The organism is Chitinophaga oryzae, assembly GCF_012516375.2.
GTDB lineage: Bacteria > Bacteroidota > Bacteroidia > Chitinophagales > Chitinophagaceae > Chitinophaga > Chitinophaga oryzae.
The window spans coordinates 6,717,906-6,739,125 of sequence record NZ_CP051204.2; the positions used below are offsets into that span (position 1 = coordinate 6,717,906).

The window sequence follows — 21,220 nt, forward strand, 5'->3', positions numbered from 1 at the left end:
GGTTATCATTTTATTTATAAAAAATATTTCAATTAAAAGCTTATTTATTAAATAAATTTAATAATAAACATTATCTTATGTGCCAGTAACAACTTTCCCGCTCATGAAAACACGCGTTATTCTGTTAATGGCCTGCCTGATGGGCAGCTTCGCCCTGGCGGCACAGACTCCCAAAACGGCTGCCCTGTCTAAAAAAACATTACAGGACAAGATCAAAGGCGGCTGGGCCGGGCAAACCATTGGGGTGACCTTTGGCGGCCCTTATGAATTCCGGTTCAACGGCACCTATATCCAGGACTATCAGTCACTGGAATGGCACAATGGTTATGTAAAAGAGGTGATGGACAGCTTTCCCGGCCTGTACGATGATCTTTACATGGACCTTACATTCGTGGACGTCATGGAACGTCACGGCCTTGACGCGCCGGCAGATTCTTTCGCCCAGGCGTTTGCCCATGCAGGTTATGTGTTGTGGCACGCCAACCAGGCGGCGCGCTACAATATCCTCAACGGCCTCCGGCCGCCCGCTTCCGGTCACTGGCAGCACAACATGCACGCAGACTGCATCGATTACCAGATAGAAGCGGATTACGCCGGCCTGATGAGCCCCGGCATGCCTAATGCGGCTTCGCAGATCAGCCACAAAATCGGGCACATCATGAACTATGGCAACGGCTGGTACGGCGGCGTGTATGTAGGCGCCATGTACTCACTGGCATTTGTTTCGAATGATATGCAGCAGATCGTCCGCGACGCGTTGCGTGTCATCCCTGCCAACACACAATTCTATCAGTGTATGGCCGATGTTATCCGCTGGCATAAACAGTTTCCGGACGACTGGCATCGTACCTGGTTTGAACTGCAAAAGAAATGGTCGTCAGACATCAGTTGCCCCAGCGCCGTCTTCGACCCGGTGAATATCGATGCCACCATTAACTGCGCCTATGTGATCATGGGATTGCTGTATGGCAACGGCGATTATGCCAAAACGCTGGAGATCTCCACACGCGCCGGCCAGGACGCCGACTGTAATCCTTCCACCGCGGGCGGTATCCTCGGCACTATGCTGGGATATGACAAAATTCCGCAAAAATGGAAAGACGGACTGGCAGGATCGGAAGACATCAACTTTAAATATACCAGCATCTCCCTCAACAAAGCCTACGACATCAGCTATCGTCATGCGCTGGAAAATATCAAACGGCATGGCGGGAAAGAGCAGGGCGACAAGGTGATCATCCCACTGCAGACACCGGAACCGGTGGCCTTTGAAGAGAGCTTTCCGGGCCTCCTGCCTGTTCGTAAAAAAGAGTTCTATGTAAACGGCAATGACATCAGTCTTTCTTTTGAAGGAAACGGGTTTGTGCTCAGCGGGCACGCCGCTAAAAAGAGGGAAGTACCGGACCACGTCATTATCGCCACCGTCAGCATTGACGGCCAGGTAACGGATACCATCAGGATGCCGACCAATTACCAGGTACGCAAAGATGAAATTTGCTACCGGCTGGACCTTCCCGCAGGTAAACATACGGTCAAGGTGCAGGTCATTAATCCGCATCCCGATTATGAACTGCGTACAGGCTATTACGTTACCTTCCGCAAAAAATAAGCTTATCCGCCGATCAACCGGGCGATGCCAAACGCACAACCGGCGGCAATAGTACCGATAACGGCCACACGAACGCCGCCGAGCAGGGGATTCAACCCGGTGAGGCGGCTCTTGAAATACCCGAAAACAAAGAGGCACACGATGGTGATCATGGCCGATATCTTCAGCCCTTCTATCCCGTCGTCCACGAAGAAATAAGGCATCAGCGGAATCAGTCCGCCGATGATATAGGAGACGCCGATATTAAGTGCGCTTTTCGTAGCCCTGCGGGCGTCCGGTTTCTCCAGCCCCAGTTCATACTTCATCATAAAATCAGCCCAGCGGTCTTTGTCCGTGATCAGTTCCGCAGCTGCCTTCTGCTGCAGCTCCCGGCTCAGCCCCAGTTCCGCGAAGAAGGTTTCCACCTCTTCCCGCTCCCGCTCCGGTACCGCTTCTATTTCTTCGTACTCCCGTTTCAGTTCACTGTTATAATGGTCCTGTTCCGTCTTTCCGGCCAGGTAGCCTCCCAGTCCCATCGCAATGGAGCCCGCTGCAATTTCCGCCAGCCCGGCGATCACGATGAGGTTTACGTCTTTCACGGTACCACTGAGGCCCGCCGCCAGTGCAAAGGGAACGGTGAGCCCATCGGACATGCCGATCACGATATCACGTAGCAGCTCAGAGCCAGTGAAATGTTTTTCCTGATGTGTCATATAATGAAGCTGTTTGATAGTGCTGAAAAATAGGGAGATACAGCACAAAAATAAATTGTCCGCCCTAATTATTTGCAGTAAATTTATGCACTTCCCCGTTGTGTACCATGCGTACATTCTTTTCACCTAAAGGTCGCTTTTGAACAGGGCATGGTTGAAAAAATCCGGATTCATTGCCTTAAAGGTGTTGAAAGCACTGGAAACAGCTCTTGGGATACTGATTACCCCGCCCTTCAGGGACAATCCCCGCCGCCTGATTTTTTTATCCGGCATCAATTTCCAAATATGTTTATCTTTGGCCCGGATATATCAATTATGAAAAAGGCCACTGCAATAATCCTCTTATTGGTGTACCTGTTTGGCAGTACCGATGCCAGCCAGTTACTCAAGTTCCCTTTGCTGGTGGAGCATTTCAAAAAACATAAGCAGGAGAATGTTCATATGACCCTGCTGACGTTCCTGAAACTGCACTATGTGGACGAGCAGCCTTTTGACGATGATTATCTGCAGGACATGCAGCTGCCGTTCAAAACACCGGATATTATCTGCATGGCACTGGTCACCGTAATGCCTCCAACGCCGGCTACCCTGTATACACCCGTGATAGAACTGCCCCGGGAAGCTTACCTGATCATCAATGACGGTCCCCCTCCCTACCGGCTGCCGGACAATGTTTTCCAGCCTCCCAAATCCCTGTCAGCGTCCTTGTCCTGATATAACTGAATGATGCAGGCTATCATGCCGGCTGCAACGCTTTGCGCTGCAGGACCGCTTTTTTTACCGGCGCCTGAACCTTTTCTGTCCTCCCCGGGTTAAAAAACCGGGAGCGCGGCATTGTTGTGGTGCAACGGGAAAGCACATCATTCTGGATTCGTCAATTCTCTTAAAGTTTACGTTTTGTTAAACAGCATTATCCGTTTTTCCATTAAAAACAAGCTCATCATCGGCCTGTTTATACTGGCGCTGATTGGATGGGGAAGCTATTCCGTTACCCAGCTGCCCATCGATGCGGTGCCCGACATCACCAACAACCAGGTGCTCGTCATTTCCTCCGCCCCAAGCCTGGGAGCGCCCGATGTGGAACGCTTTATCACCGTGCCTATCGAACAGGCTACCCGCAATATTCCCGGTATTATCGAACAACGCAGCTTCTCCCGTTTCGGACTAAGCCTGGTAACCATCGTCTTCAATGACCAGACAGATGTTTACTGGGCCAGGCAACAGGTAAGCGAACGGTTGATACAGGTGCGCCAGCAAATACCGCCAGGCATGACAGAACCGGAGCTCGGTCCGGTGACCACCGGCCTGGGTGAGATATTCCAGTATGTGGTAAAACCCAAGCCAGGCTATGAGGGCAAATACGACCTCACCACCCTGCGCGATATACAGGACTGGACCGTCAGGCGCCAGCTGCTGGGCACCGAAGGCGTGGCCGATGTCAGCTCTTTCGGCGGCACCGTCAAACAATATGAAGTGGCGGTCAACCCCGACAAGCTGAAAAGCTACCAGATCACCATCTCCGACGTGTTCCGCGCCCTGCAGGAAAACAACCAGAACACCGGCGGCGCCTATATCGAAAAAGGCCCCAGCGTGCTGTTCATCCGCAGCGAAGGGCTCGTCCAGAACCAGGAAGACATCGGCAACATCGCCGTTAAGCGGATCAACAACGGTATCCCCGTCCTGGTCCGCGACGTAGCCACCGTGAAAACAGGCACCGCCATCCGCTACGGCGCCGTAGTACTGAACGGTGAAAGCGAAGTAGCCGGCGCAGTGGTGATGATGCTGAAAGGAGAAAACAGTAATAAAGTCATCACCAATATCAAAGAGAAGATCGCGGCCATCGAAAAAACACTGCCGGAAGGCGTGGCCATCGAACCTTTCCTCGACCGGACCAAAATGGTGGACAACGCTATCTCCACGGTGGAACGCAACCTGCTGGAAGGCGCGGCCATCGTGATACTGGTACTGGTCATCTTCATGGGCAATATCCGAGCAGGCCTCATCGTAGCCTCCGTCATACCACTGTCCATGATGTTCGCCCTCATCATGATGAACCTGTTCGGCGTCAGCGGCAACCTGATGAGCCTCGGCGCGCTGGACTTCGGCCTGCTGGTAGACGGCGCCGTCATCATCATCGAAGCGGTGATGCATAAGCTCACGCGGGGCGCCACGCTCAGCGGCGTCAAACAACTCACGCAGGAACAGATGGACGACGAAGTGGAGTCCTCCGCCAAAACCATGATGAACAGCGCCGCTTTCGGTCAGGTGATCATCCTCATCGTATACCTGCCCATCCTCTCGCTGCAAGGCATCGAAGGAAAAATGTTCCGCCCCATGGCGGAAACCGTATCCTTCGCTATCCTCGGCGCATGCATCCTGTCACTCACCTACGTGCCCATGATGGGCGCCCTGTTCCTCAACAAAAAACTCAGCCATAAGGAAAGTTTCGCAGATAAAATGATGGAACGCGTTAAACGCCTCTACGATCCGCTGCTGCAAAAAGCGCTGGGCATCCCCAAACTGATCGTAGGCGTGGCGCTGCTGTTACTGCTGGTGGCTGCGTTTATCCTTTCCCGTATGGGCGGTGAATTTATCCCGCAACTGGAAGAAGGCGACTTTGCCATCGATACCCGGATGCTGACCGGCTCCTCGCTCACCACCACCATCAAAGGCACCAGCCAGGCGGCACAGGTGCTGCGCAGAGATTTTCCGGAGGTGGAGAAAGTAGTGGTCAAAATAGGCTCCGGGGAGATACCCACCGACCCCATGCCCATGGAAGCGGCCGACCTGATGGTGATCCTTAAACCCAAACACCAGTGGACCAGCGCTTCCACCTTCCCCGAACTGGCAGGCAAGATGAGCAAAGCGCTGGAAGAAATACCGGGTATCACCACCGGCTTCCAGTTCCCCGTACAGATGCGTTTCAACGAACTGATGACCGGCGCCCGCCAGGACGTGGTCTGCAAAATATTCGGCGACGACCTCGACACCCTCGCTGCCTATGCAGACAAAATAGGGGCCGTCATCGGCACCGTCAAAGGCGCGAAAGACCTCTATGTGGAAACCGTGACCGGTATCCCCCAGCTGCTGGTCAACTATAACCGGGAGGCCATCGCCCGCTACGGCGCCTCCGTCAGCGATGTCAACAACACCATACAGGCCGCCTACGCCGGCGCTGCTGCCGGACTGGTATTTGAAAACGACCGGCGCTACGACCTTGTGGTACGTATGAACGAAGAGCAGAAAAAAGACCTGGACGAGATGAACAACCTCCAGGTAGGACTGCCCAACGGGGAACAGGTACCGCTGCATGTACTCGCCGACATCAGTATAAAAGACGGCCCCTACCAGATACAACGGGAAGACGCCCGCCGCAGGATCACCGTGGGCTTCAACGTGCGCGGCCGCGACGTTCAGAGCATCGTAAAAGAACTGCAAACAAAAGTCAACAGGCAGATCAAACTGCCGACCGGCTATTATATCACTTACGGCGGACAGTATGAAAACCTGCAGCACGCCACCAAAAGGCTCAGTATAGCCCTGCCCGTTGCCCTGCTGCTGATATTCCTCATGCTGTTTTTTGCCTTCCGTAAACTGAAATACTGCCTGCTGATATTCTCTGCCATCCCGCTGTCGGCCATTGGCGGCGTATTCACGCTGTGGCTGCGCGGCATGCCGTTCAGCATCTCCGCCGGCATCGGTTTTATCGCCCTGTTCGGCGTGGCAGTATTAAACGGGATCGTATTAATCGGAGAAATGAACCAGTTAAAAAACAGTGGCATGACCAACATCCGGCAGATTATCATACAGGCCACCCACGACCGGTTAAGACCTGTGCTGATGACCGCCACCGTAGCTTCCCTCGGCTTCCTGCCGATGGCGCTGAGCAACGGCGCCGGCGCAGAAGTGCAACGCCCGCTGGCCACCGTGGTGATAGGAGGATTGATCACAGCAACGCTGCTCACGCTCGTGGTGCTCCCCGCCCTCTTTTTGTTATTTGAAGAAGGATGGAAAAGACCCAAACCAGCCGCGCTGATGGTGCTTCTGCTCATCGCTGCACCTTCCCTGCTGAAAGCACAGGAAGTCCGCCCGCTGACGTTGCAACAGGCCCTTCAGACCGCACAGCAACAAAACCTGCAATTGAAGCTCAACCAGCAGCAGGCAGCCTACTACGAAGCCATCACCCGCAGCAGCACCGACCTGCCCAAAACATCGCTGGCAGCTGAACTAGGCAACGTCAATAGCGCCGCTTTTGATAATAAGTTCACCCTGTCGCAAGGCTTCTCTTTCCCTGCCGTCTACAAAAGACAACGGCAGGTATATGAGCGGGAATGGCAACAGGCCAAACTACAAACCGCCCTGCAGCAGGCGGAAGTGGCCCGTCTCGTCAAACTGGCCTACCTCCAGCTGCAATTCCTGAAAGCCAAGAAAACACTGCTGCAAAAAACCGACAGTATCCTGTCCAGCTATTCCAAAGTAGCCCAAATCCGCTATGAGAACGGCGAGAGCAATCTCCTCGAAAAAGCGACGCTCGACAACCAGGCGCAACAGGCCCGTATACAGCTGGACATGGTGCAGGCAGACCAGAAAACGGCCGTTGCCCAGCTGGGCATGCTGCTGCATGAAACCACTGCCAACATCGATCCGGTGGACAGTCTGTCCAATGCCGTCGTATTGTTCGACAGCACCACGCTGCAACAACATCCGTTCCTCCGCGCTTACCAGCAGCAACAGGAAGTGGCCAACAGCAAAACACAACTGGAAAAAGCAAAGCTGTTGCCCGACTGGTCTCTCGGCTATACCAACCAATCCTTCACCGGATGGCAGTCGGATAAAAACAGGGTGGAAAGTTATTACGGCGGTGGGCACCGGTTCTCCGCCGCGCAGATCGGGATCGGTATCCCCATCTTCACATCGGCACAAAGAGCGCGTATAAAAGCCGCACAACAGCTGCAGGCCAGCGCCGCCACGGCCACAGCACTGGCCACCGTACAGCTTCGCACCCAACTCGAACAAAACTGGAACGACTATCAGAAATACCAGCAGGCTATCCGCTACTATCAGCAATCGGCCCTTAAACAATCCGATATCATCATCCGGACGGCCAATATCAGCTATAAAAACGGCGAAATAGGGTACATCGAATGGAGTACCCTCATCAGCAATGCCATCGCCCTGCAAAGCCAGTATATCGATGTTTTGAAGGAACTGAACACCCGGAAAACAGAACTGGAGTACTTATTACAATTCAATCAGCAATAACATGCGGAAGATATTCATATACATCGTCATCACCGGCTTCTTATACGCCTGCAACAACCAGCCGGCAGCAGAAAAATCACCGGCCGAAAACCAGCCGGCGCCGGATAACAATACCGTCACCCTCGACAGCGTCCAGAAAAAGAATGCGGGCATCGTGCTCGACAGCCCGCGGACAGCGAACATACACGCTACCCTGCGCGCCACCGGCATGGTGGACGTACCCCCGCAAAACCTTATCTCCATCAGCTTTCCCATGGGCGGTTACCTGAAAAGCACACGGCTGCTGCCCGGCAGCCAGGTGGCGAAAGGTGAAATCATCGGCACCATGGAGGACCAGAGTTACGTGCAGCTGCAACAGGAATACCTGACCGCCAAAGCCAATATGGAATACCTGTCTGCCGACATGGACAGGCAAAGGACCCTCAGCGAGGCTGACGCTATCAGCAAAAAAAGATACCAGCAGGTCCTCAATGAATATAAAACCGCGCAGGTCACCCTGAAAGCAGTGGGAGAAAAACTACGGATCATCAATATCAACCCGGATAAACTGACGGTGGGCAGCATTTCCCGGACGGCGCCCATTTACTCTCCCATCAATGGTTATGTCACAAAAGTCAATGTCAACATCGGCCGTTATGTAATGCCGTCCGACGTACTGTTTGAACTGGTGAACCCGGAAGATATACACGCGGCCATTACCGTGTTTGAGAAAGACATCCCGGCCTTCCACAAAGGGCTGCAAGGCAAAGTCACGCTGGTAGACAGGCCCGACAAAGTATACGATATCGAGACCATCCTCGTTACCAAAAACATCAGCGACAACCGCAGCGGCCTTATCCACTGCCATTTTGAAAACCCGGGCCATGACCTGCTGCCCGGCATGTTCCTCAACGCTACTTTTGAAATGGACAGCCAGCAGGCCCTCACCGTACCGGAAGAAGCCGTGGTGCGTTATATGGGCAAAGACTATGTGTTTGTAACCAAAGATGGTAACAGCTTCACACTGACGCCGGTCAATGCCGGCCTGAAAGAAAATAACAGGATACAATTGTTGCCTGGCGGGAAAGATCTCGGCAACGAAAAGATTGTGACGACGGGCGCCTACGCATTGTTAGGTAAACTGAAAAACACCGCCGGAGAAGAAGAATAAATTCATTTATCATTTGGTTATTGGGTCATTTAATGCGTAAATGACCCAATAACCAAATGATTGACTATTTAGCGTAGTAACGCATCCAGCGGATAGTCTTTACCAGCTTCGGTATTGAGCACTACGATCTGGTCGCGGTAACGCACCTGGCAGCCGCCTCCTTTAGTGGCATGCAGCGTAGCAGCGACCAGTTTTCCATCCTTCCATGACATATTTACCACGAAACCGCCACGGGCACAGAGCCCGTTGACCGTTCCGTTTTTCCATTCTGCCGGCAGCGCCGGCAGCAGCGTGATCATGTTTTCATGGCTTTGCAGCAGCATCTCGGCGATGCCGGCCGTGGCGCCGAAATTGCCATCTATCTGAAAGGGCGGATGGAGGTTAAACAGGTTGTAAGCGGATTTATGCGCCAGGATGATGTTAAACGCTTTTAAAGCTTCTGGTCCGTTTTTCAGGCGCGCCCACATGTTGGTCACCCAGGCAGCGCTCCATCCTGTTTGTGCGCCGCCGTGTTCCAGGCGGTATTCGAGCGATTTACGGGCAGCATTGACATACTGTGGCGTCTGGGCTTCGTTGAAAGCATTGCCCGGATAAAGGGCGTATAAATGCGACATATGACGATGCCCCGGTTCTTTCTCCGGATAAGGTTTGGCCCACTCCAGCACCCTGCCGTCTTCGCCTATCTGCGGTTGCAGCAGGTTGTTTTTAGCGTCGCGCAGTTTGTCGAGGAAAGGGTCGGTCTGTTGCAGCACCTCTGCAGCCTGCAGTACGTTGGTGAACAGTTCGTGTATCACTTCCTGGTCATGGGAAGGTCCCATGCTGATAGTACCGTTGCTGCCATCGGGTGCCTCAAACGCGTTCTCCGGCGACGATGCCGGTCCGGACACCAGTTTACCCGTCACCGGATCTTTCACCAGCCAGCCCATATAAAAACGCGCTACTTCGCGCAAGGTAGGATATACTTTACGCAGATAAGCGGTATCGCGGGTAAAAGCGAAATGTTCCCAGAGGTGTTCGCAGATCCACCCGCTGGAGCCGGCGGTAAGCCCCCAGGAAGGATGCTCGCCGGGAGAGGTGAAGCCCCATACGTTCACGATGGGGCCGATGCACCAACCGGTACCGCCAAACTGTACGGCAGCCGAGCGGGCAGCCGGTTTGTCCAGGCTCTGGACAAAATTGGTGAGCGACAAATGCAACTCGCCGAGGTTCGTCACTTCTGCCGGCCAGTAGTTCATCTGTACGTTGATGTCGGTATGATAGTCGCCATTCCAGGGAGCCAGCGTTTTATTGCCCCAGATGCCCTGCAGATTGGCCGGCAGCGTGTTCTTGCGTGCGGAGGAGATCAACAGGTAACGGCCGTACTGGAAATACAGTTCGGTGAGGTGGTTGTCGTTACCTGTTTCCTTAATGCGTTGCAGCCGGACATCGGTGGGGATATCATCAGCGGTATCATCTGCCAGCTGCAAAGCAACGCGGTTGTATAAACGCTGATAGTCTTTTATATGCGCCTGTTTCAACTGGGCGTAGGGCAGCGCAGCAGCAGCCTGCAGCGCTTTGGCCGTCAGCCCTTTAAAGTCACGTCCTTTATAAACGGGGTAGTTGGGCAGGTAGTCGGTGGAAGCAGCCAGGTACAGCACCACTTCATCAGCGCCTTTTACGGTCATCCGGTCACCGGAGTAAGTCACCTGTCCGCCTTTGTTGCGGGCTTGTAAGCGGGCGATGTATTTCATGCCGTCGCCCCCTTTGCCGTTGTTCAGCGCGCCGGACATCTCCAGTTCATTGCCGGCGGCTTTGGTGGTAAAACGTTCGGGGCGGTCCATGGTGGCGGAGAAACTGATAGCGCCTTTTTTATCGGCCGACAGTTTTACGGCCAGCACATTAGCAGGCGCACTCACAAAATATTCACGGGTGTAATGCACGCCGTCCTGTTCGTAGCTGACACGCACGATGGCATCATCCAGCTGCAGGCTGCGCTGATAGCTGGTACACCGGCTGCTTTTGCCGAAATCCAGCCGCAGGTCGCCCAATGTCTGAAAGGAGCCGAAAGGCACCTTCGAACCGTCGCCGTTGCCGGAGCCGGCGCCTTTGCAGACCTGTGTTTTATTGGTAAGTTCAGTGGCTTCTTTAAACTTGCCCTGGAACAGGAGGTTCCGTATTTCCGGGAGATATCTGGCTGCTTCGGGATTATCGTTGTCTGCCTGGCTGCCGTTCCATAAAGTTTTTTCATTGAGCTGTATCCGTTCCTGGTTGACATCGCCGAATACCATGGCGCCGATATTGCCATTACCGATGGGCAGGGCCTGCAGCCACGCCGGATCATCTTTCCAGGGGGAAGTGCCATCTTTCGCGGTAGCGTTGGCGGGGGATGTATACCACAGCTTCATGGAGCGTTGCTGTGCAAATCCTGTGGCGGTGGTTGCTGCCGCCAACAGACAGGTGATGAGATATTTCATATGGGCTGCTGTTTACATTGCTATGGACGAAAGATAATAATATTATTGGCTGTCCGTATGCTTTGCAGCAGATCCTGGCGGGCACTAATCGTATTTTAATGGAGAGTAACGGTATTTTAACTTTTTTCCGCCGTTTCTATGATTTAAATTAATAGTCACAAAGGTTGATTATGGCAAATGAGAACAACAAATCACCCCATATCCTTAACACCTCCAGTAATCTGCTGGGGTTTTGCCTGATAGTGCTCACCTCTATCAAAGTGGCGCGTTTTAATCAGATCACGATCATTGACGATACTACTGGCATTGCGGCGATCCTGCTGACGGGGAGTTGTCTGCTGTCTTTTCTGTCGATGCGCTCGAAGGTGAGGCGGAGGAGTGAAAAACTGGAGGAAGCTGCAGATTACATCTTCCTCCTGTCTTTGGTATGCATCAGTGTAACGATCATTATCGTTTCCTTCAACCTGTTGGCTTAACAGGTTGATTATTTGTTTTTGATACGGTAAGAATAACCCAGTACTACCACGCCCGCGCCGGTGTTGTTTTCACCGTTTTTGGCATCTTTCTGGATTTTCACGAAACCGTAGTTGCCACCACCTTCAATGAAGATAGCGCTTCTGCCGTTGAGATGATACGCCAGTCCTACATGACCGGAGATACCGAAGTTGGCTTTTTTCAGGTCGTTTTTGATGTCCTGATCACGGGTAAAATCTACCGCAGGAAAAGGCAGTGGTTGCTTATGTGCATCATCTGCGAAGATCTGGCTGGTACCACTTGTTTCATTTTTACCATTCAGCAGAAAACTAACGAATGGACCAGCAGCCACATACAAATCCCATTTAGGACTAAAACCGAAATGATATTTAGCCAGTACTGGTACCATCAGGTAATTAAACTTGGCCTCACTCTTATATGTAGCATACAAATAAGGAGGTACGGGCTGCCCCATTTGCTGAAACGCACCCGCCATTTCAGGTGTTGGCGCAAATCCCTGGTTACCGTCTTTTTTCCCGCCCTGGGAAGAATATCTTATTTCAGGCTGGATGGAAAAACGTTTGGTGAGATGAAATTCTGCATGTATGCCTGCGTCCAGCCCCAGCCTGGAGCTCCAGCCGCTATTGATTGGATTGGAAGAACTGCCGGATGTCAGATTAGGGATACTCAAGCCAGCCTTTGCGCCGAGATCAATTTGTGCTTTTGCCATGAAGGGACACAGCGCAGCGGCTGCAATAACGGCAACGGCTAAACGTAATTTTTTCATAAGGTTTTGTTTGTAAAAGAATAGTTTCTCCCGGTAGCATTTCATACCGGTTAATCACCTAAAGCTACGACTATAGGATTAAATACAAACAATATTTTTGTTAATCATTCGGACAAACGACAGCTATCTCTCCCGGGCCGGCGGCAAAATACCGGATCAATTTATCAAGTAGCGATGCTGTTTTCTTTCGTTTGCTGAAGTCCGGGACCCGGCCTTTTTGACACCTGCCGGCATCAGCTGCCTCCGCCGCCCATATGAACCGGCTGTCGCGGTCTTCCGGAGGTTTATCACCGGGTATGATATATCGTATAGCCGGAATCGTTAGTAGCCGGCTGTAAAGACTGAATGGTCCTATCCTGACAACAATTACCATGGCGGCTCACCTTCAGCGTGCCGTCCGGTCAAACGCGATCTGCTTTTTCATACTGCAGCAGTTTACGTGATTTTTCCAGCACATTGTCTACGGTAAACCCGTAGTGTTTAAACAACTCTTTGGCAGGCGCGCTGGAACCGAAATGAGAAAGCCCGATGACCGCCCCTCTTTCACCGGTCCACCGTTCCCATCCTTCCGGAGAACCGGCTTCGATGGCCAGCCGCACTTTTACGGCCAGAGGCAACACCTGCTGCCGGTAACTTTCAGGCTGCTCGCTGAACAGTTCCCAGCTGGGCATGCTTACCACCCTGGCATCAATATCATCCTCCCATAGCTTTTGCTGTGCGTCCAGCGCCAGCTGCACCTCTGAGCCGGTAGCAATCAGTATCAGCGCCGGCAGCGCTCCTCTTTCTTTCGACAGGATGTAAGCCCCCTGTTGCAGGTTGCTCGCAGGCGCCACTTTGCTGCGGTCGGCAACCGGCAGTTTCTGTCGCGTTAATACCAGCATGGTAGGCCCTTTGGTGCGGGTGATGGCCGTATGCCACGCCCACACGGCTTCGTTGGCATCTGCCGGCCGTATCACGCAGAGATGCGGCATCGCACGCAGGGAGGCCAGGTGTTCCACCGGCTGATGCGTAGTCCCGTCTTCACCCAGTCCAATACTGTCATGCGTCATCACGTAGATCACCGGCAGCTCCATGATGCAGGCCAGGCGAATAGCCGGCCGCGCATAATCGGTGAAGATGAAAAAGGTAGCTGCATAAGTCCTCACACCGCTATGTAACTGCAGCCCGGAACTGGCGGCGCACATCACATGCTCGCGGATCCCCCAGGCGATATTGCGGTTTTCATAATGCGCTTTGCTGAAATAACCGGATGATTTGATCAGCGTGAGCGTAGAAGGTTCCAGGTCGCCACTGCCGCCGATCAGCCAGGGCAGTTTGTCCGCCACGGCGTTCAGGAAGCCGGAAGACACCTCCCGCGTGGCTTTGGGACCGTCTTCCGGTTTATATACCGGTACCTCTTTGTCCCACCCATCGGGCAGCTGCTGGGCTATGTACTGCTGCAACAAGGCAAACTGCCCCGGGTATTTATTTTCATATTGCTCTTTCAGCGCATTCCACGATTGTTCGGCTTCCTTTCCTTTCTCAATGACCTTCTTCATATACTCCCTTACTTCATCGGGCACCAGGAAATCCTGGTCTGCCGGCCACCCGTAGAATTCCCTGGTGAGTTTGATCTCCTCCGCACCCAGCGGCGCCCCATGTGCCTCGGGCGTATCCTGCCTGTTGGGGGCGCCATAACCGATATGTGTGCGCAACAGGATCATAGACGGTTTATCCGTCACCGCTTTGGCCGCAGCAAAAGCATCCGATATGGCCTTCAGGTCGTTGCCCTTGTCGCCCAGGTCCTGCACATGCCAGTGATATGCTTCAAACCGTTTAGCCACATCGTCGGAATATGTCAGCGAGGTATTACCTTCTATCGTGATATGATTATTATCGTATAAGCATATAAGTTTACCTAATCCAAGATGGCCAGCCACAGAGGCGGCTTCATGGGAGGCGCCCTCCATCAGGTCGCCATCGCTGCAGAACACATAGGTATGGTGGTCCACCAGCTTCATATCATCTTTATTAAAAATAGCGGCCAGATGCGCTTCGGCCATCGCCAGACCCACGGCGGTCATAATACCTTGTCCCAGCGGACCGGTGGTGGTTTCCACCCCGGGCGTCAGCCGGTATTCCGGATGGCCCGGCGTATTGCTTTCCCATTGCCGGAAAGCCTTGATATCGTCCAGCGAAATATCATAACCGGTGAGATGTAATACCGCATATTGTAGCATCGAAGCGTGGCCATTGGACAACACAAAGCGGTCGCGGTTAAACCAGTCCGGCTTCCGGGGATTATACCGCAGGTGTTCCGTCCACAACACAAACGCCGCCGGCGCCAGCGCCATCGGCGTACCGGGATGTCCTGAATTCGCTTTCTGTACCGCATCCATTGCGAGGCAACGAATGGTGTTAATACATTTTTCTTCGATGGTCATTGCTTTCATGATATGGCATTTAAGTGGAGAAATCAGGTAAGCAAAGCCACAAATAAGGTACCAACAGGAGGAATTTTCGATTTTTTGATTTAGGGATTTAGGGATTTAAAAAAATGCAGCGGATAAAAAAAATGCAGCGAAGATCATATGATAATCTCCGCTGCATTTTAAATTCAAAAATCAAAAAATCGAAAATCTAAAAATGATTTATTTGATTTCTTTCAGCATTTCTTTCACCGCCGTTTCCAGCTGGTCGTCTTTACCGGCCAGGAAATCCTCGTAGCGCAGTGGCACGCGGATATCCGGTTCTACCTGCAGGTTCTCTGTAGGACGGCCTTCTTTACCGATGGTAGCGATCATCGGGATACCGAATACGATAGTCGGATCGATTTGTCTTTCCCACCATACGGCAGTACCGGTGCCGGGAACAGGCATACCGATCAGTTTACCCAGCTTACCCTGTTTGTAGATATAAGGGAAGATAAACGCGTCGCTGTAGTTGCCTTCACTCATCAGTACGCAGCTGGGAGCCTGCCACTGGCCTTGCGGTTCGCCACCCTTCAGCAGGTCGCCCTGTGGTGCGAAGTCGAGGTATTTTTTACCGCTGAGGAAGTTGTACAGGTCGTCATGCAGCCATCCGCCGCCATTGAAGCGGGTATCTACGATCAGCGCCTGTTTGCCCCTGTTCTTACCCATTACTTCGTCGTAAACGGAACGGAAGCTGGCGTCGTTCATGCCCTGTACGTGCACATAACCTACTTTGCCACCGCTGAGTTTGTCCACCATTTTGCGCATGTTGTTCACCCAGCGTTTATACATCAGGGCGCTTTCTTCGCCGCTGCTGACAGGTTTCACGGTTTCTTCCCATTGTTTGCCGTCGGCGTCGGTGAAGCTGATCAGCACATTGCGGCCTGCTTTGCGATTGAGCAGTTCTGCCCAGTCGATTTTAGCGGTAACGGCTTCGCCGTCTATTTTGTTGATCACGGCGCCAGCTTTCATCTTGCTGCCTGCTTTGTCAAACGGACCGGCAGTGATGACTTCATCTACTTTCAGGCCGTCTTTGGTGTAACGTTCATCATACAGCAGACCGAGGGACGCAGTAGCGTCGCCATCGGGGCGTACGGGGGAGTAACGGCCACCGGTGTGGGAACCGTTCAGTTCACCCAGCATTTCGCTGAGCAGTTCCTGGAAATCGTAGTTGTTGCTGATATGCGGGAGGAAACGGGCATAAGCATCGCGGTACATTTTCCAGTCCATATTGCGGATGGTAGGATCGTAGAATTTCTCTTTCACCTGTTTCCATGCGTGGTCCAGCATGTAAGCGCGTTCTGCGGCCTGGTCCAGCAGCATTTCGGAGTTGATGCTGATCGGCGTGATTTTACCGGAAGCGGCATCTACTTTCACTACGCTGCCCCTGTTGCTCACAAAGAGGGAGTTACCGTCTTTGCTGAGTTCCAGGCTGCCGGGCGTACCGCCCAGTTTGGCCAGGATTTTAGTATCGCCGGTGCGGGGTTCTGTCACCCACAGGTCGTAGCCTTTTTCAAAGGCAGCGGTATAATACAGTTTGCTGTTGTCTTTGCTCAGCACGTAGTCAGCGATGGAAGCGCTGTTGATGGTGAGGCGCTGCTGGCGCTCTTCCAGGTTGCTGAAGTCAGGACGGAAGTCTTTTTTCGCAGCAGCCGTATCCTTTTTGGCGGCTGTGTCTTTACCGCCTTTTTTGGCGTTGTCTTCCTGGTCTTTCAGCAGGTTAAATTCATCTTTCGTCAGTTTGTATTTATCGAAAGCTTCCTGGTCGAAGAATACCGCGTAGATATCTGTTTCGCGGCTCCCCTGGCGGGCCAGCGACTTACGGCCTTCGCGGCTGCTTTCCCAGGTCAGCATTTTACCATCGCTGCTCCATTTGAGGTTACCCTCGCCGAAGCCGCTGTTTACGGGGTAGATGTTTTCTCCTTTACCGTCAACAGGGATAATGGTGGCGTTGCTGGTGAAAGCGTATCCTCTCTGGTCTTCCACTACGATCCATTTGCTGTCGGGGCTCCAGGAGAAACTCCAGTCGCCGTCGGAATAGGAATGGTTATGGCCTTTAGGCAGCAGCGTGCGGCTTTTGCCGGAAGCGATATTGAATACTTTGAGCAGGTTACGGTCTTCCACATACGCTATTTCTTTCCCGTCGGGAGAGAATAACGGCTGGAACTCTTCCGCAGCGGTGGCAATGAGCGGCTCTTCTTTCAGCACGGTGGCAGCAAAGAAATAAGGCTCTTCCTTACGTACGATGGTGCTCTGATAGATGTCCCAGTTACCGTTGCGTTCAGCGGCATATACCACGCGTTTGCCATCGGGAGACCATTGCACCATCCTTTCCTGTTGCGGGGTGTTGGTGATCCTTTTGGTCATAGCGCCTTCCACACTGGTCACAAATACTTCGCCGCGGGCCACGAAAGCCATCTGTTTGCCGTCGGGGCTCATGGCAAATTCAGTCACGTTGCCGTTTACCGGCAGCGGCTTCTGTATGCCGTTACGGCCGTCATTGAAAATGCGCACATTGACTTTCTGCGGTTTATCGCCTTCTTTCAGCGTGTATATCTCTCCGTTATAAGTAAAACAGAAAGTGTTATTGGAAGAGCGGGACAGATGACGTACCGGATGTTTTTCAAAACGGGTCAGCTGTTCCATTTTGTTTTTATCTCCTACAGACGATTTGAAGAGGTTCTGGGAGATACCGCCTTTTTCACTCAGGTAATAGATGCTGTTATCGTTGCCGAACAGCGGCTCGCGGTCTTCCCCTTCATAGGAGGACACCTGCTGATAGCTGCCTTTGCCGATATCATACACCCAGATGTCGCGGGTAACGGAAGACACGTGGTGTTTACGCCAGGGATCTTCATAGCCTTTGCGGTCCTGGAAGATGATCTGATCGCCTTTGCTGTTGTAGCGGGCGAATTCGGCGCCGGCAGCGCTGACCAGCATGGGGCGGCCACCCGTTACAGTCACGGTGTACAGGTTGTCGAACAAGCGGTAGCTGAAACGGATGCTGGCCGCAGGAGCGTTACGCCCGCTGCCGAAGAGCACCTGTTTGTTGTCCGGCGTAAAGTCGTACGGATAGTCCGCATTACTGTGACTGGTCAGCCTCACGGGCGTACCGCCTTCAGCAGGCATCACAAACACGTCGAAGTTGCCGTAACGGTCACTCGCAAAAGCGATGTATTTACCGTCATGGCTCCAGACAGGCATCATATCCTGCGCCTCATGAATGGTCAGGGGAACAGCAACGCCGCCGTTGGCGTCTACCCGGTAGATATCTCCTTTATAACCAAAGGCGATCGTCTTTCCATCGGGCGAGATGGCGGGATAACGCAACCAGAGCGCGTTTTCCTGGGCATAGGTGGCAGTGGCGGCCATGAGCCAGGCTGCACAGGTGAATAAAAATTTCTTCATAAGCTTTAAAAGCGATTTGTTGTTTGGTCAGTATGGCAAAATAAAAAAAAGCGGCAGGAGTTCCGGCTAATTAATGATAAATGGTACATTCAGGTGATGGTCAGTGGCAGGCGATTTCCTCCTGCCGGCAGGGCTATTCCGGGGTGATACCGCTGCCTTTGACGGCGCTATGGTCTTCCACCATTGTTATGATCAAAAAATACAGGCAGATGTTTGTCCAAATTGCGGATACGCTGTTCGTCAGGGATAAAACTACCTGCATGAAAAAGGAAAAAATCATTTACCGGGCCGCTACGGCCGCAATTGCCCTGATTTCTATTGGTGGCGCCATTGGACTGCTTACTTCTTCTTTTATGATCCAAACCGTTGACCAGATGGGATATCCCGGCTACTTCCGGGTGGAACTGGCCATAGGGAAGATCATCGGGGGCCTTGTGCTGCTGCTGCCGGTCGCCCCCAACATCAAGGAATGGGCTTACGCCGGCCTGGCGATCAACGTGTTATCTGCTTTTGTGGCTTTCGCCGCCATCCATGGAACGCCCGGTCAGTACGTATGGCCGGCGGTGGCCCTGCTGCTGTTGATTGTTTCCTATGCCTGCTTTAAAAAAATAAACATGCGGGCGGCGGTATAACGTCGGTCCCCCGCTCAAAAGTCTTTTATATGTAGTATGCCATAAGGAAGTGATCTCACTCCTTTCCCCGGGTTTAAAGCCCGGGGCTAATCCGTTTATGTCTGCTTACCCACTATGTTTTTTATTAATTTTATTAAACTAAAAATCAATTTTATTAAAAATTGATTTAATTTTGTTTAACCATGAAGCCAATAAAGAAATTCTTACCACTTTCCTGCCCGAGCTGTGCTTCGCCTTTAAAAGTGACCTCACTGGCCTGTGAAGCCTGCGACACCACAGTTTCCGGCAGCTTTGAACTACCGCTGCTGGCGCGGCTGCCGGCAGACGATCTGCAGTTTGTGATTGATTTTGTGAAAAGCAGCGGCAGCCTGAAAGTGATGGCGCAGCAGCTGGGGCTCAGTTACCCTACGGTGCGCAACCGGCTCGATGATATCATCGCCAACATAGAAACAATCGAGAAAAACATAAAAGCATCCCGATGAACACCTGGTTACTACGTCCGTTTACCTACATCGCCGGCAGCAAAGCGTTGCTCCTCGGATGGGCCGTCATGCTGGTCACCTCTGTGGTGGCTTATTTCAGCAAGACCCATTTCGACGGTGCTATCGACGCCCATGCCGGCGCCACTGTTATGCCTTATTTTATTTATCTCCTGGAAGCGGTGATCGCCTGGGGATGCATGGTACTGGCCTGTTACGCAGCGGCGGCTATCTTCGCCCGCAGCTCCTTCCGCCTCATTGATATTGCCGGCACGCTGGCGCTGGCACGCACGCCGCTGCTGGCCATCGCGCTGATCAACTTCGGGATGCCGGTGGTAGAAAATCCTATGGATATTAACCCGACAGTCATCACGCTGGCGCTGATCTCCCTGCCCTTCTTTATCTGGATGCTGGTGCTGATGTACCAGGGCTTCAGCGTTTCTGTCAACATGAAAGGCAACAAAGCGGTGATCGTTTTCATCGTGGCCCTGATAGTGGCGGAAGTCATTTCCAAAGCACTCATCTCTTTCACCTTTCCGCTCCTGCTACCCTGAATAAAAATTACGGTATGAAAAAAATTTGTTTACTGGCCACCCTGCTGTTATCCTTTTCTCCGGAGATAACAGCGCAGGCCAACTACCCTGCTGCCGCCACCAAAGTACAACGCTACTACAACCAGCAGCAGGCCGATAGCCTCTACCGCATGTTCGGCCCCGCCATCAAAGCGGCATTGCCACCGGACCAGACACGCGCCATGCTGGCGCAGCTGCATGGTCAGCTGGGGGATATGATGCAACTCACTTCCACCGGCGGCGATGCCAACAGCCATACCTGGAGAGCCGATTTCACCAAAGGCACCCTAACGATGCTCATCGCATTGAATCCTGACAACCTGATGGAAGGATTTCGCTTTGTTCCCTACCAGGAGAAAAAAGCCACGGAGACGGAGGCTGACAATTATAACCTCCCTGCTGCCGGCGTCACCCTCCACGGTACGCTTACTCTCCCGGTAAGTAATGGTCCGGTGCCGGTGGTACTGGTCATCGCAGGTTCCGGCCCTACTGACCGGAATGGCAACAACAACATAGGGCTAAAGACCAACGCCTACAAGATGCTGGCAGAAACATTGCAGGCCAATGGTATCGCCTGCGTGCGTTACGACAAACGGGGCGTAGGCGCCAGCGCTACGGGCAAACCGGAAACAGATATCTCTTTTGAAGGCACCGTGAACGACGCCGCCGGATACATCACTATGCTGAAAGCAGACAAACGTTTTTCCCGCGTTATTGTGGCCGGTCACAGTGAAGGATCGATGATCGGCGTGCTGGCCCTGCAACGCAGTCCGGGAGACCGGTTCATTTCCCTTGCGGGGCCCGGCGAGCCTATAGATCTTATCCTCATAAGGCAGCTGATGGTACAGGCACCCACACTGGCAGGCAAAGCGAAAGCCATGCTGGACAGCCTCAAACAGGGACATAAAGTATTCAACACAGAACCTGCGTTGAAGGGAATGTTTTATCCCGAAGTACAACCTTATATGATGGCCTGGTTAAAATATGCGCCGCAACAGGAAATCGCTCAACTGAAGATGCCCATCCTGATCGTACAGGGCACCACAGATGTACAGATAAGCGTAAAAGATGCGCAGCTGCTGAAACAGGGCGCTCCTGGCGCGCAACTGAAAATCATCGGCCAGATGAACCACGTGCTGAAAACAGCGCCGGCCGCCAGCGGTGTTGGCGATGCCAGCTACACGGACCCCAGCCGGCCGCTGAACCCGGAGCTGGTAAAAGTGATGGTAGATTTTATACAAAGCAGGTAAGC

General features: G+C 52.8%; 14 protein-coding genes. 9 read left to right on the forward strand and 5 right to left on the reverse strand.

The genetic code is table 11. The features are described 5' to 3' along the window. Positions 1-103: 103 nt before the first annotated feature. Complete coding sequence (locus HF324_RS26315) at positions 104-1,609, forward strand: ADP-ribosylglycohydrolase family protein (protein ID WP_168805907.1); 1,506 nt, start codon at positions 104-106, stop codon at positions 1,607-1,609. Positions 1,610-1,611: 2 nt separating this feature from the next. On the opposite strand, the gene HF324_RS26320 is transcribed toward HF324_RS26315, so the two are convergent. Continuing rightward, on the reverse strand, positions 1,612-2,301 hold the full coding sequence (locus HF324_RS26320; RefSeq protein ID WP_168805909.1) for a VIT1/CCC1 transporter family protein: 690 nt from the start codon (positions 2,299-2,301) through the stop codon (positions 1,612-1,614). 315 nt (positions 2,302-2,616) lie between these two features. Here HF324_RS26320 and HF324_RS26325 point away from each other — a divergent pair, with 315 nt between their 5' ends. From HF324_RS26325 to HF324_RS26335, 3 genes are all read left to right on the forward strand, one after another. Next, positions 2,617-3,015 (forward strand): hypothetical protein, encoded by a 399-nt coding sequence (locus tag HF324_RS26325; protein WP_168805911.1) that lies wholly within the window; start codon positions 2,617-2,619, stop codon positions 3,013-3,015. 183 nt (positions 3,016-3,198) lie between these two features. Next, positions 3,199-7,563, forward strand: a complete 4,365-nt coding sequence (locus tag HF324_RS26330) for a CusA/CzcA family heavy metal efflux RND transporter (protein ID WP_168805913.1) — start codon at positions 3,199-3,201, stop codon at positions 7,561-7,563. A gap of 1 nt (position 7,564) precedes the next feature. Further along, entirely contained in the window at positions 7,565-8,713 is a 1,149-nt protein-coding gene (locus HF324_RS26335; protein ID WP_168805915.1) for an efflux RND transporter periplasmic adaptor subunit, read from the forward strand. Positions 8,714-8,781: 68 nt separating this feature from the next. Here the strand turns inward: HF324_RS26335 and HF324_RS26340 are convergent, their stop codons facing one another. Further along, a complete protein-coding gene (locus HF324_RS26340; protein ID WP_168861233.1) occupies positions 8,782-11,166 on the reverse strand; it encodes a glycoside hydrolase family 95 protein in 2,385 nt (794 codons plus the stop codon). 170 nt (positions 11,167-11,336) lie between these two features. Here HF324_RS26340 and HF324_RS26345 point away from each other — a divergent pair, with 170 nt between their 5' ends. Beyond that, a complete protein-coding gene (locus tag HF324_RS26345) occupies positions 11,337-11,642 on the forward strand; it encodes a hypothetical protein (RefSeq protein ID WP_168805919.1) in 306 nt (101 codons plus the stop codon). 8 nt (positions 11,643-11,650) lie between these two features. On the opposite strand, the gene HF324_RS26350 is transcribed toward HF324_RS26345, so the two are convergent. The 3 genes from HF324_RS26350 to HF324_RS26360 form a co-directional block, all read right to left on the reverse strand. After that, a complete protein-coding gene (locus HF324_RS26350; protein WP_168805920.1) occupies positions 11,651-12,427 on the reverse strand; it encodes a porin family protein in 777 nt (258 codons plus the stop codon). Positions 12,428-12,828: 401 nt separating this feature from the next. Beyond that, positions 12,829-14,859, reverse strand: a complete 2,031-nt coding sequence (gene tkt, locus HF324_RS26355; protein WP_168861234.1) for a transketolase — start codon at positions 14,857-14,859, stop codon at positions 12,829-12,831. Positions 14,860-15,057: 198 nt separating this feature from the next. After that, positions 15,058-18,285, reverse strand: a complete 3,228-nt coding sequence (locus HF324_RS26360; protein WP_168861235.1) for a S41 family peptidase — start codon at positions 18,283-18,285, stop codon at positions 15,058-15,060. A gap of 80 nt (positions 18,286-18,365) precedes the next feature. Between HF324_RS26360 and HF324_RS26365 the strand changes: the two genes are divergently transcribed. The 4 genes from HF324_RS26365 (at position 18,366) to HF324_RS26380 (ending at position 21,218) form a co-directional block, all read left to right on the forward strand. Beyond that, the gene (locus HF324_RS26365) at positions 18,366-18,917 is read left to right on the forward strand and encodes a DoxX family protein (RefSeq protein ID WP_168805925.1); all 552 of its coding nucleotides are present in this window, start codon (positions 18,366-18,368) and stop codon (positions 18,915-18,917) included. Positions 18,918-19,099: 182 nt separating this feature from the next. Further along, positions 19,100-19,399, forward strand: coding sequence for a DUF2089 domain-containing protein (locus HF324_RS26370; RefSeq protein WP_168861236.1), 300 nt, complete (start codon positions 19,100-19,102; stop codon positions 19,397-19,399). Beyond that, a complete protein-coding gene (locus HF324_RS26375; RefSeq protein WP_168861237.1) occupies positions 19,396-19,950 on the forward strand; it encodes a YIP1 family protein in 555 nt (184 codons plus the stop codon). Before HF324_RS26370 ends, HF324_RS26375 begins: the two co-directional genes overlap by 4 nt. Before the next feature lie 14 nt (positions 19,951-19,964). Continuing rightward, positions 19,965-21,218, forward strand: coding sequence for an alpha/beta fold hydrolase (locus HF324_RS26380; protein WP_168861238.1), 1,254 nt, complete (start codon positions 19,965-19,967; stop codon positions 21,216-21,218). Positions 21,219-21,220 lie beyond the last annotated feature (2 nt).

Bases quoted from the DNA above. Each gene is read 5' to 3' on its own strand.
- HF324_RS26315 (WP_168805907.1), top strand. From the start codon at position 104: ATGAAAACACGCGTTATTCTGTTAATGGCCTGCCTGATGGGCAGCTTC.
- HF324_RS26320 (WP_168805909.1), bottom strand. From the start codon at position 2,301: ATGACACATCAGGAAAAACATTTCACTGGCTCTGAGCTGCTACGTGAT.
- HF324_RS26325 (WP_168805911.1), top strand. From the start codon at position 2,617: ATGAAAAAGGCCACTGCAATAATCCTCTTATTGGTGTACCTGTTTGGC.
- HF324_RS26335 (WP_168805915.1), top strand. From the start codon at position 7,565: ATGCGGAAGATATTCATATACATCGTCATCACCGGCTTCTTATACGCC.
- HF324_RS26340 (WP_168861233.1), bottom strand. From the start codon at position 11,166: ATGAAATATCTCATCACCTGTCTGTTGGCGGCAGCAACCACCGCCACA.
- HF324_RS26345 (WP_168805919.1), top strand. From the start codon at position 11,337: ATGGCAAATGAGAACAACAAATCACCCCATATCCTTAACACCTCCAGT.
- HF324_RS26350 (WP_168805920.1), bottom strand. From the start codon at position 12,427: ATGAAAAAATTACGTTTAGCCGTTGCCGTTATTGCAGCCGCTGCGCTG.
- tkt (WP_168861234.1), bottom strand. From the start codon at position 14,859: ATGAAAGCAATGACCATCGAAGAAAAATGTATTAACACCATTCGTTGC.
- HF324_RS26360 (WP_168861235.1), bottom strand. From the start codon at position 18,285: ATGAAGAAATTTTTATTCACCTGTGCAGCCTGGCTCATGGCCGCCACT.
- HF324_RS26365 (WP_168805925.1), top strand. From the start codon at position 18,366: ATGGTACATTCAGGTGATGGTCAGTGGCAGGCGATTTCCTCCTGCCGG.
- HF324_RS26370 (WP_168861236.1), top strand. From the start codon at position 19,100: ATGAAGCCAATAAAGAAATTCTTACCACTTTCCTGCCCGAGCTGTGCT.
- HF324_RS26375 (WP_168861237.1), top strand. From the start codon at position 19,396: ATGAACACCTGGTTACTACGTCCGTTTACCTACATCGCCGGCAGCAAA.
- HF324_RS26380 (WP_168861238.1), top strand. From the start codon at position 19,965: ATGAAAAAAATTTGTTTACTGGCCACCCTGCTGTTATCCTTTTCTCCG.